Raw genomic sequence first — 15,712 nt, 5'->3', positions numbered from 1 at the left:
GCCGCTGGCGGTTGGAATCCTTGCAGTCGCACTGGCAGGTTGCGTGAGCATCCAACCCTCCAGCGAAGAGACAAGCGCACCAGCAGAAGAAAGCATGGCACCGGAGAACGCCGGGCCTATCGAAGGCAGCGTCACCCCAAGCTCCAAAGCCCCAGAAGGCGCTTCTACTGGTACTCCCAATGTTCCGAAGGCACCTGCGGACAGCACCTTCCAGTCCGTCTATGATTTCCTCGATGCGCAAGCGACCGAAATCAGGTGCACGGGCGGCATGGATATCTCTGAAATGGGTCAAATGCTGAAGCTCATCGGCGATTGCCAGAACGTCACCGTCTCTGGTTCCGGAAACATGATCGTCGCTCCGCACATCAAGAATCTTGAGCTGGACGGCAGCGGTAATATCGCAGCGGTCAAGAACATCAAGCACGTAACCCTTAGCGGCATCGGCAATTCTGCCGCATCCCTTAACGAGAACGCCAAGGTCACGGACAACGGCTCGTCCAACAAATTTGGCGAGGAAGCCTTCGAAGGCATCATCTTCTGAAACCGGAACCCCTGAACGGGCCTCCAATTGGAGGTCCGTTCTTTTCTCCCTCCAGGGCACTGTCTGACATTTCGGACAGATGACCCGAATATCAGTGCCGTGCAAACTCGTTCTGCCGAACAATGGAGATTAGAGACCTCATTGCAGCGTAGAGAACGGATTGAAAATCATGGCTACTTCCCCGCACGTAACCCTGGACCTAGCTGGCGCCACCGCCGATGACGTGATTGCGGTAGCCCGGCACAACGCGCAGATTAGCCTCGCGCCTCAGGTTCTTGAAGAACTGGCAGCAGTCCGCGCCCACATTGATGCCCTGGCTTCAGCCGACACCCCGGTCTATGGCATTTCCACCGGGTTCGGCGCCCTGGCAACGCGCCACATCGCTCCCGAGGACCGCGCTAAACTGCAGCGTTCGCTGATCCGCTCGCATGCAGCCGGCATGGGCGACCCAGTTGAGCGCGAAGTGGTGCGCGCGCTGATGTTCCTGCGCGCCAAGACCCTGGCCTCGGGCCGCACCGGCGTGCGCCCGGTAGTGCTGGAAACCATGGTTGGACTGCTTAATGCCGGCATCACCCCGGTGGTGCGTGAGTACGGTTCGCTGGGTTGCTCAGGAGACCTTGCTCCGCTCTCCCACTGCGCACTGGTCTTGATGGGCGAAGGCGAGGCCACTGACCGCGAAGGCGTGAAGCGCCCAGTGCCGGAGCTCTTTGCTGAAGCAGGACTGGAACCTGTCGAACTGGCGGAGAAGGAAGGCCTGGCGCTGGTCAACGGCACCGACGGCATGCTCGGCCAGCTGCTGATGGCACTGGCAGACCTGGAAGAGCTCGCAGACATTGCCGACGCCACCGCGGCCATGAGCGTCGAAGCCCAGCTGGGCACCGACCAGGTCTTCCGTGCTGAACTGCACGAACCGCTGCGCCCGCATCCGGGCCAGGGCCGCAGTGCTGCGAACATGTTCAGTTTCCTTTCGGGCTCCCCCATTGTCGCTTCGCACCGCGAAGGCGACGGCCGGGTGCAGGATGCCTACTCGCTGCGCTGCTCCCCGCAGGTTACCGGCGCAGTGCGCGACACCATCGCCCATGCCCGCCTGGTCGCCACCCGCGAATTGGCGGCAGCCATCGATAACCCTGTCGTGCTGCCATCGGGTGAAGTCACCTCCAACGGCAACTTCCACGGTGCTCCCGTGGCGTACGTCTTGGACTTCTTGGCCATTGCCGTAGCTGACCTGGGATCCATTGCAGAGCGCCGGACCGATCGCATGCTCGACCCGGCTCGTTCCCGCGATCTGCCAGCTTTCCTTGCCGATGACCCGGGCGTGGATTCGGGCATGATGATCGCCCAGTACACGCAGGCCGGACTGGTCGCGGAGAACAAGCGTCTGGCCGTACCGGCCAGCGTGGATTCCATCCCGTCATCAGCGATGCAGGAAGACCATGTTTCCCTGGGTTGGCACGCGGCGCGCAAATTGCGCACCTCGGTCGCCAACCTGCGCCGCATCCTGGCAATTGAAATGCTGATTGCCGGTCGAGCCCTGGATCTGCGCCAGCCATTGCAGCCTGGCCCGGCTACCGGCGCCGTATTGGAGCTGCTGCGCACCAAGGTCGCAGGTCCGGGCGAGGACCGTTTCCTCTCTGCCGAGCTGGAAGCTGCTTGCCAGTTGCTGGCCTCCGGGGAAGTGCATCGCGTGCTGGAAACCCATCTGCCAAAGTAGCCGTTCGCGGCCAACTGTGTGGGGTGCCGGACAATGCCCGGGCATCTGCGCGCAAGAGGCGTAAGCTTGGATACCGGGAAACCACTTACCTCGCGTGAAAGAATCGTCTAATGCAACGCACCATGTTCAAGTCCAAGATCCACCGGGCAACTGTCACCCAGGCAGACCTGCACTACGTAGGCTCGGTCACCGTTGACTCCGAGCTGCTCGAAGCCTCGGATATCCTGCCCGGCGAACTGGTCAGCATCGTAGACATCACCAACGGCGCCCGCCTGGAAACCTACACCATCGCCGGCGAGCCGGGCAGCGGGGTCATCGGCATCAATGGTGCGGCAGCGCATCTGGTGCACCCCGGGGACCTGGTCATCCTGATCAGCTATGCGCAGATGGAAGACGCCGAGGCTCGTGGCTATGTGCCGAGCGTGGTGCATGTGGATGCCGATAACAAGATCATCCACCTCGGCGATGATCCTGCCGAAGCGGTGGCCGACGGGGTGCAGACCCCGCCGTACGCACTGCTGAACAGCAACTAGTCCAGCTTCACAAGGCCAGCCGGCGCGCAAGGTATTGCGCGGTTCTGCTGGCCTTGTCTTGCGCCACCGCCGTTGGGGTCCCCTCGGCAACGATGCGCCCGCCGCCATCCCCGCCGGCCGGCCCCAAATCGATCACCCAGTCGCTTGCGGCAACCACATCCATCTGGTGTTCCACCACGATGACGGTGTTGTCCTGGTCGACCAGCTGCTGCAGCTGCGATACCAGCAGCTGCACGTCGGCAGGGTGCAGTCCGGTGGTGGGCTCATCGAGAAGATAGAGCGTGTGCCCGCGGCGCTGGCGCTGGAGTTCGGTGGCCAGCTTGATGCGCTGGGCTTCGCCGCCGGACATTTCGGTAGCTGGCTGGCCCAGCTGCAGATACCCCAGTCCGACTTCGCGCAGGGTCGCCAGGGCCCGTGCCGCGGAAGGGATTCCGGAGAGGAATTCTTCGGCTTGGCTGACGTCCAGTTCCAGGATCTGGGCAATGTTCTTGCCCTGGTATTCGACGTCCAGGGTCTGCTGGTTGTACCGGGTTCCGCGGCATTCGGGACATGGCCCGTAGGTCCCTGGCAAGAAGAGCAGCTCGATTTCCAGGTAGCCTTCGCCCTGGCAGTTCTCGCACCGCCCGCCGGCAACGTTGAAGGAGAAGCGTCCGGCACTGTAGCCGCGTTGCCTGGACAGCGGCAGCTCGGAGAAAGCCTTGCGGACCGCATCGAACAGGCCCGTGTAGGTTGCGACATTGGATCTGGGCGTGCGCCCGATGGGCTTCTGGTCCATGAGCACTACGCGGCTTAGCTGGTCTGCGCCGGTGACCTCGGCGATCACCGCGCGGTCCGCCGCCGCCTCCGGATCCTCCGGCCCGGCAAGCACCGGGCCGCCCGCAGCCTGGGCCAGGGCACCGCAGACCAGGCTGGACTTGCCCGATCCCGACACGCCGGTGACCGAACAGAAGACCCCCAGCGGGAACGCGGCGTCCACGTCGTCCAGGTTGTGCAGGTTCACCCCGCGCAGCTGCACCCATCCTTGGGCTTCGCGCGGCTCGCGGCGCGGCGCAGGCCCGGGATCGAGGAAGCGCCGGGTCACGGATCCCTCAATTCCGGACAGCCCGGAAACTTCTCCGCTGTAGAGCACCTGCCCGCCGTTGCTGCCCGCGCCCGGGCCGACATCGACAATCCATTGCGCACGGCTGACCACATCCATATTGTGCTCCACCACGAACACCGAGTTGCCTTCGGCCTTGAGCGCATCGAGCACCTCGATCAGCGGCTGCACATCGGCCGGGTGCAGTCCGGCCGATGGCTCATCGAGCACGTAGATGACGCCGAACAGTCCCGCGCGCAGCTGGGTGGCGATGCGCAGGCGCTGCATTTCCCCCGGCGACAGCGTCGGGGTGGCGCGGTCCAGGCTCAGGTATCCCAGCCCGAGCTCGACCAGCACCTGGATTCGGCCCAGCAGGTCGGCGCTGATGATGCTCGCGACTTCAGCCTGCGCCTCAGCCTGGGCATCAGCCGCGAAGGGGCGCAAGAGCTCGGCCAGGGAGCTGAGCGGCTTGCCGTTGAATTCCGCGATATCCAGGCCGTCGAAGGTGACCTGGAGGGCATCGGGGCGCAATCCCGTCCCCGAGCACGCCGGGCAATCCTGCGAATGCATGAAAGCCAGCGCCTTGGACCGCAGGTTCTCGCTCTTCGAGGTCGCAACCGTGTGCCGGACGTAGCGTTCGGCACTCCAGAACCGGCCCTTGTACGGTTTGGCCACGCGATCCCGTTCCGGGGTGACTTCCACGACTGGCTGGTCTTCGGTGAACAGCAGCCACTTCCGTGTTTCCGCGGGCAGCTGCTGGAACGGAACGTCGATGTCGTAGCCCAGGTGCGTGGTGATGTCCCGCAGGTTCTTGCCCTGCCAGGCGCCGGGCCAAGCCGCAATCGCGCCGTCCCTGATGCTCAGGGAGGAATCCGGGACCAGCGATTCCTCGCTGACCGAATGCACCGTTCCCGCACCGTGGCATTGCGCGCAGGCGCCGGCCGCGGTGTTGGTGGAAAAGGCATCCGAATCCAGCCTCGCCGCACCCTGGGGGTAGGTTCCTGTGCGGGAGAACAGCATGCGCACGGAGTTGGACAGCGTAGTCAGGGTCCCGACGGTGGAACGGGAACTGGCAGCACCACGCCGTTGCTGCAGGGCCACGGCCGGTGGCAGCCCGGAGATGAATTCCACCTTGGGAGTGTGCCCCTGGGCGATCAGGCGCCGCGCGTAGGGAGCCACCGATTCCAGGAATCGGCGCTGGGATTCAGCGAAGATGGTTCCGAAGGCCAGGGAAGATTTCCCGGAACCGGAGACCCCGGTGAAGGCGACAATGGAATCGCGCGGAATGCGCACTTCGACATTGTCCAGGTTGTTCTCGTTGGCACCCCGCACGTGGATGAATCCGTCATGGTCGGCAGGTGCCCGGAAGGATGCAAAGCTCTTCATCTTTCCCACACTATGCGCCTGCACGGGGCGAACTCAATTCGCACCTCGCGCGCTCACCCTTCGGATTGGCAGGCCGCGTCGGGGCATCCTTGCCAGGTCTTCGAGAAGTATCCGACGATATCGGTACTGTGTTCCCACGGGTAGATTTCATCGACCTTCCCGTGGATACGCATCGCTGCCTGCTCCACGGCCAGGTGGAAGAACCGGCAGACCTGTGAGTAGTGCCAGAGATCCGCAATCAGCTCGGCCAGCTGTCCATGGGCCAGCGGCCGGCCGGGTCCGAATCCGGCTGCCGCCATAGCCTGGAGCACGATCTCCTCCGTGAGTTCATGGCCTTTGCCGCAATCGTACCAGGCCAGGCCCTGGCTGGGCATCGACCACACATCAATGCTGCTCCCGGCGGCGCCATCGGGTTCCATCTGCTCCTCCATCGTCGAATTCTGCTTGGCTCCCGAATGTACCGGCCGCGACCTACAGTTTGGCCCGGCGGGCCAGCAAGCTCTTGCCTGCACCGGCATTGCTTGGCATAGTCGTTTGAGCCGGCGGGGTTCAACCAGCTGGCGGATTGAGGCCGAGGAGAACAGTGATGATCAAGCGTTCCCACCCCGATACCAGCGATGGCGCACCGCACCGGCAGTGGAACGAGCTGCTGCAGGAAATGCGGGTGATGCAAACTGGTGTGCAGATCCTGGCTGCTTTCCTGGTGGTTTTGCCCTTCCAGGCGAGGTTCGAGATGCTCAGCCGAACCGACGAGGTGGTCTACATCATCTTGCTGGTGGCGGCCACTGTGCTGATTCTGCTGCTGATCACCCCCGTGGCCGTGCACCGGTATCTCTTCGGACAGCGGCTCAAGGAGCAGACGGTCAGCTTGGGCCACGCCATCGTGAAGATCGTGGGCATCGGCGTGGGGTTGCTGGTCTCGGGTTGCGTCTGGTTTGTGCTGCAGGTGCTCTTCGGCTGGCAAATCGGGGCCTGGATCGGAGGGCCGCTGATCCTGGTGGCCTTGTTCCTGCTGGTGGCGCTGCCACGGATCCTGATCCGGGTTGGACCCGAGAACGGCTCGGGGCACTAGGCTTCGGGCCGGCTAGGCCATCTTGTCGACGCGGCGCAATATCAGCCGCATTGGCGCATGCCTGAGGGCTCGCGGCAGCAGCCGCGTGGCGGCCCTGGCGACGGCGATGACGCGGGCGTTGCGCTGCGCGGCTTTCCCGGTGAGGCGATAGCCGAAGCCTTCGCGCACCGGGGCCGGCAGCTGGGCGATGGTCACGTCGCGCATCAACGGCATGCCGATCCGGACCCACCATGGGGCATTGCGTGCTTCGAAAAGTTCGCGGGCCAGCGCCCGGGTCTGGTTGGTGACTTCCAGCTTCGCTTGATTCTGCGCAAAGTACTGCTCGAAGCCGCCGAGGTCCTGCGGCCAGTAGTCGACCGGCATCTGCAAGGCATCACCGAGCCGTGCGTACTGCAGGTAGAGCTCTTCCTGGTCGGCCTCGTTTTCATCCAGGATCTGGCCGGCAATCACGCGGGCCGAATCATAGAGCGTGGCCGCCACCCACAACTGCAGCCTGGGATCCAGCGCAGAATACGCGGGCCTGCCCTCGTCACGCGTTGCGCGAATGGGCCGGTGCGCCGCGTCCACATGGGCGATGATCTTGCGCTGCTGTTCTGCTGTGCCATTGCTCAATGCATAGATATATCCGAGGGTATGAATCAGCCGGCTGAGCGGGTTGGCGGCGAAATCAGAGTGCTCGGCAATGGCCCGGCCAATCTGCGGGTGGGCCAACTGAAGCAAGATGGCTCGGCCCGCTCCGAGCAGCAGCCCGGCTTCCGGCGCGATGCGGGAGAAGGGCTCGCCGTTCTCTGCGGCCATGTTCCTTTGCTTCATGACCCCCATTCTAGGCAGTCGGCTTGCCCAAGGGCATTGGCGCCGATGGCTGCAGGAAGTCGCTCAGGATTCTTGCGTCGCAGCCTTCTTCAGCAGGACAACGACCGAAGTTGCGGCCATGAACACGGTTCCCGCGATCACCGCAATGCTCTGGGGCGTCTGGCCCGGGTCGCTGGACAACGCCGGCACGGTGAGAATCAGGACGGCCGCCCCCAGCACCATGAGGGCAAAAGCTGCATAGAACATCTTCTTCATTGCCGGTCTCCTTGCGTCTCTCCTCGGGTAGCGCGCTGCCGCGAAACAGCTGCGGCATCCGTTCCCTAGAATGCTACCCCGCAGTGCAGGATCGCGTTGGCGTAGGGGGTAGCTTCCCCCGTGCGCACGATGACCTTGGCCTGGGGCAGTTGGGCTTTCAGCTCTTCGTGGGAGATGAAGTCCGGGTCCAGGCCCTTGGCCAGGCACAGTTCCTGGACCGGGCCGTTCTCGGCTTCGGCCGCCAGGGTGCTGTTCTCGATCACCAGGTTCCGGGCCAGGACCTCGAGCACCTGATCGAAGCTGGGCAGCCCCTGCACCAAGGCCAGATCGATGACCAGTGGGCCTTCGGGCAGCGGCAGGCCGCAGTCCGCTATCACTACGGTGTCGGTATGCCCGCACTTGGCCAGGGCGGCCAGCAGCGGGGCGTTGAGAATTTCGGATTTCAGCACAGCGGCTTCCTCAGGTCTTGCTCGAAAAGGGGTCTCAGAGGTTCTGCAGGGAACGCGGGTAGGAAGCCTGGGCGCCGTGCGCCTGCACCGTCAGCGCGGCGAACTTGCCGGCGAATTCTGCGGCCTGCGCCAGGTCATCGCCCTTGGCCAGGCGGGCAGCCACCGCACCGGTGAATGCGTCGCCGGCACCGGTGGTGTCCACGGCCTTGACCTTCACGGCGGGCAGCGCGCGAACCTGGACCCCGCCGTTCTCCCCTGGGAAACGGTCGGCAACCAGGCAGCCATTGGCGCCGAGGGTGATGACCACGCTGGCGATGCCCTCGTCGACCAGCATCCCGGCCAGGCGCTCGTACTTGCCGTCGAACTGGCGAGCCGGGTGCGGGTTCAGCTGCTGGAGCACGGCTTCGGCCTCATGCTCGTTGACCACCAGCGGGTTGGCCTTGAGCAGGTACTCGCGGTCCAGTTCGATCACCGGCGCCAGGTTGAGCACGATGCGCTGTGTGGCAGCATCCATGGCGGCCTTGATGCCCGAGGCAGGAATCTCGCCCTGCAGCACCAGGATGCCCTCGATGCCCCCGGCGGCCTGCACAGCCTCGCCGGAGACGGTCGAGTTGGCCCCGGAGACCACGGCAATGGAGTTCTCCGCGCCACGGTCCACCTGGATGATGGCTACGCCGGTCGGCTCGCTGGCGCGGGCCACGCGATCGAGTTTCACGCCGGCTTCCTCGAGCTGGCCCAGCGCGATTTCGGCGTGCGAGTCGTTGCCGACGGCGCCGATGAATTCCGTGGCGGCACCGGCCAGCGCGGCGGCCAGCGCCTGGTTGGCGCCCTTGCCGCCGGGCGAGAGCTGGTAGGAATCTGCCAGCACGGTTTCGCCCGGGCCGGGAAGGCGGGCCATCAGCGCGGTGATGTCCACGTTGCTAGAGCCCACAATGGTGACCTGGATGTCCTGCTGCATGCTATTTCCTCTGGTTCTCTCCACCCGGCGGCCGATGGGCGCCGGTGCACTGCTTGATTGCCGCTAAGGGCAGATTACTCGCCTGCGTAGTCGGCGACGTTCTTCTCGTCTACCGTGTCAACGGCGACCTGCACGTTGGCTTCGACTTCTTCGCCCTTGATGGCCTTGGCCAGGATCTGCACCGACTGCTTGCCCAGCTCGGCCGGGTTCTGGGCGATGGTGGCAACCAGGGTGCCATCCTGGACTGCCTTGAAGCCGTCGTCGGTGCCGTCGAAGCCGACTACCAACACGTCCTTGCCGGCCTTGTCGCCCAGCGCCTGGATGGCGCCCAGGGCCATTTCGTCGTTCATCGCCAGCACGCCAGCGGCATCCGGGTTGGCCTGCATCAGGTTGGTGACCACGTCCAGTGCTTCGGCTCGGTCGAAGTTGGCGGTCTGCGAGGAGACGACCTCGATGTCCTTGAACTCGGCCAGGCCCTTGTCGAAGCCTTCGCCGCGCTCGTTGGTTGCCGAGGCGCCTGGAACACCTTCCAGCACGATGATCTTGCCCTTGCCGCCCAGCGCCTCGCCCAGCGCCTTGGCAGCCTGCTCGCCGCCGGCAACGTTATCCGAAGCCACGAAGGAAGCGATCTTGGTCTCGCCCACCGCGCGGTCAACCGCAACGATCGGCAGGCCGGCCTCGGCCACCGGGTTCAGGCCGGCTTCAGCGGTTTCGGTATCCACGGCGTTGATGATCAGGCCGGCCGAGCCGTTGGTTGCCGCGGTTGCCAGCTGGTTGGCCTGGGTTGCGGAGTCGTTCTGCGCGTCGACGACGGACAGGTCGATGCCCTGCGCTTCGGCCTCGGCCTGGGCGCCGTCACGCAGGTCGACGAAGAACGGGTTGTTCAGGGTGGACACTGCCAAGGTGGCCGAGCCGGCCTCTGCTTCGGTGCCGCGGTTGCAGGCGGCCAGGCCGGCCACCAGGGCCAGTCCGACGCTGACGGCTGCGGTCTTGCGGATGATGTTCTTCATGGGGTTCTCCTTTGAACTTTTCTTGAATTGCTGGGTACGGAGGGAAAATCTAGTGCTTGACGTTCTTGCGGCGCAGCACGTCGAAGCCCACGGCGATCGCAATCACGGCGCCGATGACTACCTGCTGCCAGAAGGCGGAAACCGAAAGCAGGTTCAGCCCGTTGCGGATCACAGCCAGCACCAGGGCGCCGATCAGGGTGCCGGAGATGCGTCCCACGCCGCCGGAGAGCGATGCGCCGCCGATGACCACGGCCGCGATGGCATCCAGTTCGTAGCCCGATGCCAGGGTCGGCTGGGCCGAATCCAGGCGGCCGGCCAGAATCATGCCGGACAGGGCCGCGAAGACGCCGGAGATGACGAAGACGGTGACCAGCACGCGCTTGACCGGGATGCCCGACAGGCGCGCGGCTTCGGTGTTGCCGCCCACGGCGAAGGCGTTCTTGCCGATGACGGTGCGGTTGAGCACGAAGGCGGCGAGCACACCGGAGACGACCAGGATCAGGATCGGCACCGGGATCGGGCCCAGGTCATCGCCCAGCCAGGACACCGAGGAGCTGGTGGAGATCGGCCGGCCATCGGAGATCACCAAGGTCAGCCCGCGCACCACGGTGAGCATCGCCAGCGAGGCGATGAAGGTGGGCAACTTGCCGTAGGCGCTCATCGCACCGGTGACCCAGCCGCACAGTGCACCGACGGCCAGGCCGATCGGGATGGACAGGCCATCGGGCAGGCCGGCGGTGGTGATGGCGTAGGAGGAGCCCATGGCCGAGAGCGCCGCGACCGAGCCGACCGAGAGGTCGATGCCGGCGGCGACGATCACGAAGGTCATGCCGAAGGCCATCACCGCGATGGTGGAGACCTGGATGCCGATGTTCATCAGGTTCGGTCCGGTCAGGAAGCGCGGGGTGGCGATGAACAGGGCCAGGCAAAGAATGACCAGGCCAACCAGGGCTCCGTTGTTGGCAAGGAATGCCTTGAAATCAAAGCCCTTCTTCGGGGCAGTAGCTACGCTGCTCATTACTTGGTTCCCATTTCTTCTTCGCGGTGCACATTGCTGACGGCCAGGGACATGATGGCGTCCTGGGTGGCTTCTTCGGTGGCCAGTTCCCCGGCGATGCGTCCCTGGCTCATGACCAGGACGCGGTCGGACATGCCCAGCACTTCGGGCAGTTCGCTGGAGGCCATCAACACGCAGCCTCCGGAGGCGGTGATCTCATTGATCAGTTCGTAGATTTCGACCTTCGCTCCCACGTCCACGCCGCGGGTCGGCTCATCGAGCAGCAGCACCTTGGCCCCGGCGGTGAACCAGCGGCCGAACACGGCCTTCTGCTGGTTTCCGCCCGAGAGCGAGCGGATGGGCGCATCGATGCTGCCCATGCGGATGCGCAGGCGTTCGGCGACCTGCTGCGCGCGGGCCTTCTGGCCCTTGCGGTCCACCAGTCCGTTCTTGGCGGTGGCGGCCATGGTGGCGTAGCCGATGTTCTCGGCCACCGAGGCATCCAGCACCAGGCCCTGGGTCTTGCGGTCCTCGGGAACGTGCCCGATCCCGGCACGGGTAGCTGCAGCGACGTCGAAGCTGGCCAGCTTCTTGCCGTTGACCGCCACGACGCCGCTGGCGTACTTGTCGGCTCCGGCGATGGCGCGGATCAGCTCGGTGCGCCCGGCACCCATCAGGCCGGCCAGGGCAACCACTTCGCCGGGGCGGACTTCCAGCGAGATGTCCTTGAGCATGCCCTCGCACAGGTTCTGCACGCTCAGCAGCGGCTTCTGGCCTGGCTCGGTGGCTACGCGCGGGAACTGGGCGTCGATGTCGCGGCCGACCATGAGCCGGACCAGCTCGTTCTCCTCGGTGTCCGCCGGCACGGTGGCAATGAATTTGCCATCGCGCAGCACGTTCACGAAGTCGCCGATTTCGGCAATCTCATCGAGGTGGTGGCTGATGAACACCATGCCCACCCCTTGTTGCTTCAAGGTGGCGACCACCGAGAACAGGTGCGCGATTTCGGCCTTGGTCAATGCCGCGGTGGGCTCATCGAGGATCAGCACGCGGGCGTCCAGGCTCAGCGCCTTGGCGATCTCCACGAGTTGCTGCTGGGCCAGGCCCAGCTGGCCCACCGGCGTATCGACATCCAGCGCCAGTCCGAGCTTGTCCATCGCTTCGCGGGCGATCTGGCGCATGGCGCGGCGGTTGATGATGCCGAATTTGCGCGGCACGCGGCCCAGGGTGATGTTCTCGGCGATGGTCATCGACGGGACCAGGTTCAGTTCCTGGTGGATAGTGGCGATGCCCAATGCCTCGGAGGCCTTGGTGTTGGGAATCTTCACGGCCTTGCCGTCCACCAGGATCCGGCCGGCGTCCGGCTCGTGCACGCCGGCGATCATCTTGATCAGCGTCGACTTGCCTGCGCCGTTCTCGCCGAGCAGCACCGAGACCTTGCCGGCATGCACCTCGACGGTGACCTCGTCGATCACCTGTACCGGGCCGAAGGACTTGCAGACCTTGTCCAGGACCAGCAGAGCGTCATTACTCATTTTCGTTCCTTCCATCCTCGCCTATGCGCCGGTGGGTTGCGTTGGGGCCAGCGACTCACGCGCGGTGAATCGGCTGATGAATTCTTGGGGCTCGGGGCTCTTGCCCGCCATGACGTCCTGGAGCGCGGTGACCGCGGCGCGGCCCATGCTGGTCAGGTCGTGGCTGATCGTGGCGATCGGCGGATCGTGCATGAGCATTGCATCCACCTCGTCGAAGGTGATCACCGAGAGCTGCTTCCCGATCCGGATGCCGGCTTCGCGCCACACGGTCAGTGCGCCGATGGCCATCGGCGCATCGGCGATGACCACCGCGGTCGGCTGCAGTTCATGGCCCAGCAGCCAGCGGGCGCCTTCGGCACCCGAGGCGGCGCGGAAGTCGCCGGCAAAGTGCAGGGCAGGATCGGTATCCAGGCCGTTGGCGGCCATCGCCGAGTCGAAGGCGCTGTGGCGTTCGCGGGCGGTGGATGCGTGGTCCGGGCCGCCCAAGAAAGCGATTTTGGCGTGGCCCAGGGCCTTCAGCCGCGCGATGGCTTCTTCCAGGGCGCCGGTGCTGGAGGCGGTGATGGATGGGATTCGAAGCTCGGGCAGGGTGCGGTCGACGAAAACCAGCGGAGTGCCCGAGGCAATGATGCGCTGCATCATCTGGCTTGGCCGGTCGGCGTCTTCATCAAGGCCCTGGGGAACGAGAATCAATCCGTCAACGCGGCGCGAAAGCATCGCGGCGAGGAACTGGTCCTGCTGTTCGGTGTCCTCGTTGGCATTGCCGATGAAGGTCATCATTCCCGCGGCGTGGGCCTGCTGCTCGACGGCATGCGCGAGATCGGAGAAGTAGGGGTTGCGCACATCGGATATCAGCAGCGCGATGGTGTCGGTTTTGGTGGAGCGCAGGGAGCGGGCCTGGGCATTGGGCACGAAACCCAAATCCTTGGCGACAGCTTCCACTTTTTCGCGGGAAGCGGCCGAAGTGGCGGGGTGGCCGGATAGAACGCGCGAGGCAGTCGCGGAAGATACTCCGGCTGCAAGTGCCACATCCTTGATGGTGACAGCGTTCATGTCGATAAGCCCCTTTGCTTACGTGTAATCGATTCCATGGAATCGATTACACAGTTTTCCGCACAAAGAAATTTAAGTCAATACGCTGCCCCTGGGCCTCGGATAATCCTTATCCATGGAGCAGAATTTTTAGGCTCGTGACTAGCCGCTTTCAGTTGTCAGCGGTCTCCAGCCCGAATTGCCCAATAATCAAAGTCACCTCGCGGCCAGCTGGCCCGATGGTCGCTAAGATGGTGCTTGTGTCGGTCAACCAGCTTTCAGATAGCGCCCAGAACTATCTCAAGATCATCTTCGGTCTCAACGAGTGGTCGAGCGATCCGGTAACCGCCAGCATCATCGCCAGCAAATCAGGCATGAAGCTCTCCACGGTTTCCGGCGCCCTGGGCAAATTGCGCCAGCAGGGCCTGCTCGACCATGCGCCCTATGGCGCCGTAACGCTGACCGAACTGGGACGCGAGTATGCGGTGACCATGGTGCGCCGCCATCGCCTGATCGAAACTTTCCTGGTGCAGATGCTGGGCTACCGCTGGGACCAGGTGCATGACGAGGCCGAGAGCCTGGAGCATGCGGTATCCGATTTCATGATCGAGCGCATCGACAGCTTGCTGGAGCACCCCACCCGCGACCCGCATGGCGACCCCATCCCGACGGCCGAAGGCAGCATTTCCATCCCGCAGGCGTTCAACCTGAGCGAAGCCAGCGATGACGCCCAGGTGGTTGTCGAACGCATCGCCGATGACGATTCGCAGCTGCTGCAGCATTTCTCCGATCATCGGATCGTTGTCGGCGCGCAACTGCGCATTACCGCTGGCGAGCAATTCTCCGAGACAGTGAATGTCCAGGTCTGCTCAACTGGCGAAACCCTGCGGTTGGGTTCGCGTGCAGCCGCGGCCGCATGGGTCTCCCTTCTCCCCTGAATAGCCTTTCCAGGTCCTGGTCAACGGCAAGCGGAAGGCCCGTGGCATCGACGCGTCCCTGCACCCAGGGTGCTGATTGTCCGGCCAATAGTCTAAAGTGATGATCAACCAGGGATACTGCAATGTACAAGTTTTACATGGGGGTACATTGCAGCATTCTTGGCGAACTCCTGCGCTCACACTCTCTTGAAAGACATCACCTTGCCAAGAAAACTCATTGCTGCGCTCTGCGCTGCAGTTTTGGTGCTCGCTGGATGCAGCGCACCGGCAGAACCTTCGGCACTTACCGGGATGGATCCCGCACCGGTTGAAGACCTGCTGGCAACAGATCGGCCATTGCTGGTTGAACGGGCTGCCACCAGCAGCAAGAAGGTCCTTCCCGGGGCGAAGCTCAAGGGCCCCAAGGCCACCGCAATGCTCAAGACCCTGCCGGTAAAGGGCAAGGCGGCCGCCACTGGGTACAACCGGAACAAGAAGTTCGGCAATGGGTGGAAGAACTTCGACAAGGACAAATGCGATGAACGCCAGGACACCTTGTCCCGGGACATGTCCAAGGTGAAGTTCAAGGACCGCAAGAAGTGCACCCTAGCTTCGGGCACGTTGCATGACAGCTACACCGGCAAGAGGATCAACTGGAAGGTCAAGTCAGGCAGCGTCGACATTGACCACGTGGTTTCCCTGAAGAACGCGTGGATCTCCGGCGGCCAGAAGCTTTCCCAGGCCCAGCGCCAGGCTCTGGCTAACGACCCGCTGAATTTGATGGCCGCTGATGCCTCTGCCAATCGCCAAAAGGGCGATAAGAACACAGCTGAATGGCTCCCCAAGAACAAGTCCTTCCGATGCCAGTACGTAGCCACCCAGATCAGCGTCAAGAAGAAGTACGCGCTGTCGGTCACCAAAGCCGAAAAGCAGGCCATGGCCAAAGTGCTCAAGAGCTGCCGCAACCAGAAGGCCGCGAAAGTCACCACGATCAAGCCTGCCGGTTCCAAGCCCAAGGCATCACCGAAGAAGGACGTGCACAAGGCTCCTTCCGTGGTCAAGGGCACCGTGCATCCGGGCGCTTACTGCAAGCAGGCAGACAAGGGAAAGCGCGGCAAGTCCAAGGCCGGCAAGCTCTACACCTGCAAGACCGACGCCAAGGGCAAACTGCGCTGGCGCGCCTAATGCCGCTTGCAGGTCCCGATCGAGCCAACTGATTCAGCTGCCCATCCGGGCGCAGCGCAGGGCAGCGCCCTTCCAGTTAGCAGGGTGGTCGGGTGGAGGTTCAAGCCATGCGCCGGATCGCCCGGATCCGGATCCAGCCATGAATCGAGAGGACCTGCCGCAGCGTTGCCGGCCATGGGAAGTACGCTGATTCGCTGATGCGTGCATCCATTGCCCATCAGCTGTCGCCGGCGAGCGCAC

General features: G+C 64.0%; 16 protein-coding genes. 6 read left to right on the top strand and 10 right to left on the bottom strand.

The genetic code is table 11. From position 1 onward, the window contains the following. Window positions 1-43: 43 nt before the first annotated feature. The 3 genes from ACP3TE_RS11105 (at window position 44) to panD (ending at window position 2,785) form a co-directional block, all read left to right on the top strand. Complete coding sequence (locus tag ACP3TE_RS11105; protein ID WP_426733554.1) at window positions 44-541, top strand: DUF3060 domain-containing protein; 498 nt, start codon at window positions 44-46, stop codon at window positions 539-541. Between the two features lie 169 nt (window positions 542-710). Beyond that, window positions 711-2,252 carry a histidine ammonia-lyase gene (gene hutH / locus ACP3TE_RS11100; protein WP_133834003.1) on the top strand — a complete coding sequence of 514 codons (1,542 nt, stop codon included), beginning with the start codon at window positions 711-713 and terminating at the stop codon, window positions 2,250-2,252. 110 nt (window positions 2,253-2,362) lie between these two features. After that, window positions 2,363-2,785, top strand: a complete 423-nt coding sequence (gene panD, locus ACP3TE_RS11095; RefSeq protein ID WP_332503325.1) for an aspartate 1-decarboxylase — start codon at window positions 2,363-2,365, stop codon at window positions 2,783-2,785. A 7-nt stretch (window positions 2,786-2,792) separates the two neighbouring features. Here panD and ACP3TE_RS11090 read toward each other — a convergent pair whose 3' ends face one another. Both ACP3TE_RS11090 and ACP3TE_RS11085 read right to left on the bottom strand, forming a co-directional pair. Next, window positions 2,793-5,249, bottom strand: coding sequence for an ABC transporter (locus ACP3TE_RS11090; RefSeq protein WP_426733552.1), 2,457 nt, complete (start codon window positions 5,247-5,249; stop codon window positions 2,793-2,795). Window positions 5,250-5,302: 53 nt separating this feature from the next. Then, complete coding sequence (locus ACP3TE_RS11085) at window positions 5,303-5,680, bottom strand: hypothetical protein (protein WP_426733550.1); 378 nt, start codon at window positions 5,678-5,680, stop codon at window positions 5,303-5,305. A 155-nt stretch (window positions 5,681-5,835) separates the two neighbouring features. On the opposite strand from ACP3TE_RS11085, the gene ACP3TE_RS11080 reads away from it, so the two are divergent. Continuing rightward, window positions 5,836-6,321 (top strand): DUF6328 family protein, encoded by a 486-nt coding sequence (locus ACP3TE_RS11080; RefSeq protein WP_105656337.1) that lies wholly within the window; start codon window positions 5,836-5,838, stop codon window positions 6,319-6,321. A gap of 12 nt (window positions 6,322-6,333) precedes the next feature. Here ACP3TE_RS11080 and ACP3TE_RS11075 read toward each other — a convergent pair whose 3' ends face one another. The 8 genes from ACP3TE_RS11075 to ACP3TE_RS11040 form a co-directional block, all read right to left on the bottom strand. After that, window positions 6,334-7,134 (bottom strand): oxygenase MpaB family protein, encoded by an 801-nt coding sequence (locus ACP3TE_RS11075; protein ID WP_166650776.1) that lies wholly within the window; start codon window positions 7,132-7,134, stop codon window positions 6,334-6,336. Window positions 7,135-7,197: 63 nt separating this feature from the next. Then, on the bottom strand, window positions 7,198-7,389 hold the full coding sequence (locus tag ACP3TE_RS11070) for a TRADD-N-associated membrane domain-containing protein (protein WP_359185514.1): 192 nt from the start codon (window positions 7,387-7,389) through the stop codon (window positions 7,198-7,200). Window positions 7,390-7,454: 65 nt separating this feature from the next. Continuing rightward, on the bottom strand, window positions 7,455-7,838 hold the full coding sequence (gene rbsD, locus ACP3TE_RS11065; RefSeq protein ID WP_332487579.1) for a D-ribose pyranase: 384 nt from the start codon (window positions 7,836-7,838) through the stop codon (window positions 7,455-7,457). A gap of 34 nt (window positions 7,839-7,872) precedes the next feature. After that, entirely contained in the window at window positions 7,873-8,796 is a 924-nt protein-coding gene (locus ACP3TE_RS11060; protein WP_426733547.1) for a ribokinase, read from the bottom strand. A gap of 74 nt (window positions 8,797-8,870) precedes the next feature. Next, window positions 8,871-9,806, bottom strand: coding sequence for a substrate-binding domain-containing protein (locus ACP3TE_RS11055; RefSeq protein WP_105656332.1), 936 nt, complete (start codon window positions 9,804-9,806; stop codon window positions 8,871-8,873). A gap of 49 nt (window positions 9,807-9,855) precedes the next feature. After that, on the bottom strand, window positions 9,856-10,824 hold the full coding sequence (locus tag ACP3TE_RS11050; protein WP_426733545.1) for an ABC transporter permease: 969 nt from the start codon (window positions 10,822-10,824) through the stop codon (window positions 9,856-9,858). After that, on the bottom strand, window positions 10,824-12,338 hold the full coding sequence (locus ACP3TE_RS11045; RefSeq protein ID WP_105661958.1) for a sugar ABC transporter ATP-binding protein: 1,515 nt from the start codon (window positions 12,336-12,338) through the stop codon (window positions 10,824-10,826). Before ACP3TE_RS11045 ends, ACP3TE_RS11050 begins: the two co-directional genes overlap by 1 nt. Window positions 12,339-12,359: 21 nt before the next feature. Then, entirely contained in the window at window positions 12,360-13,391 is a 1,032-nt protein-coding gene (locus ACP3TE_RS11040; protein ID WP_426733543.1) for a LacI family DNA-binding transcriptional regulator, read from the bottom strand. A gap of 239 nt (window positions 13,392-13,630) precedes the next feature. On the opposite strand from ACP3TE_RS11040, the gene ACP3TE_RS11035 reads away from it, so the two are divergent. Together ACP3TE_RS11035 and ACP3TE_RS11030 are read left to right on the top strand one after the other, a co-directional pair. Next, complete coding sequence (locus ACP3TE_RS11035) at window positions 13,631-14,308, top strand: metal-dependent transcriptional regulator (protein WP_426736221.1); 678 nt, start codon at window positions 13,631-13,633, stop codon at window positions 14,306-14,308. 291 nt (window positions 14,309-14,599) lie between these two features. Then, a complete protein-coding gene (locus ACP3TE_RS11030; RefSeq protein ID WP_426733541.1) occupies window positions 14,600-15,472 on the top strand; it encodes an HNH endonuclease family protein in 873 nt (290 codons plus the stop codon). The last annotated feature ends 240 nt before the right edge of the window (window positions 15,473-15,712 follow it).

The sequence above is a fragment of the Glutamicibacter sp. 2E12 genome (assembly GCF_050030965.1).
Classification (GTDB): Bacteria; Actinomycetota; Actinomycetes; order Actinomycetales; family Micrococcaceae; genus Glutamicibacter.
Note: the sequence above shows the minus strand (reverse complement) of the source record. Positions and strands in the feature narration are given on the sequence as shown.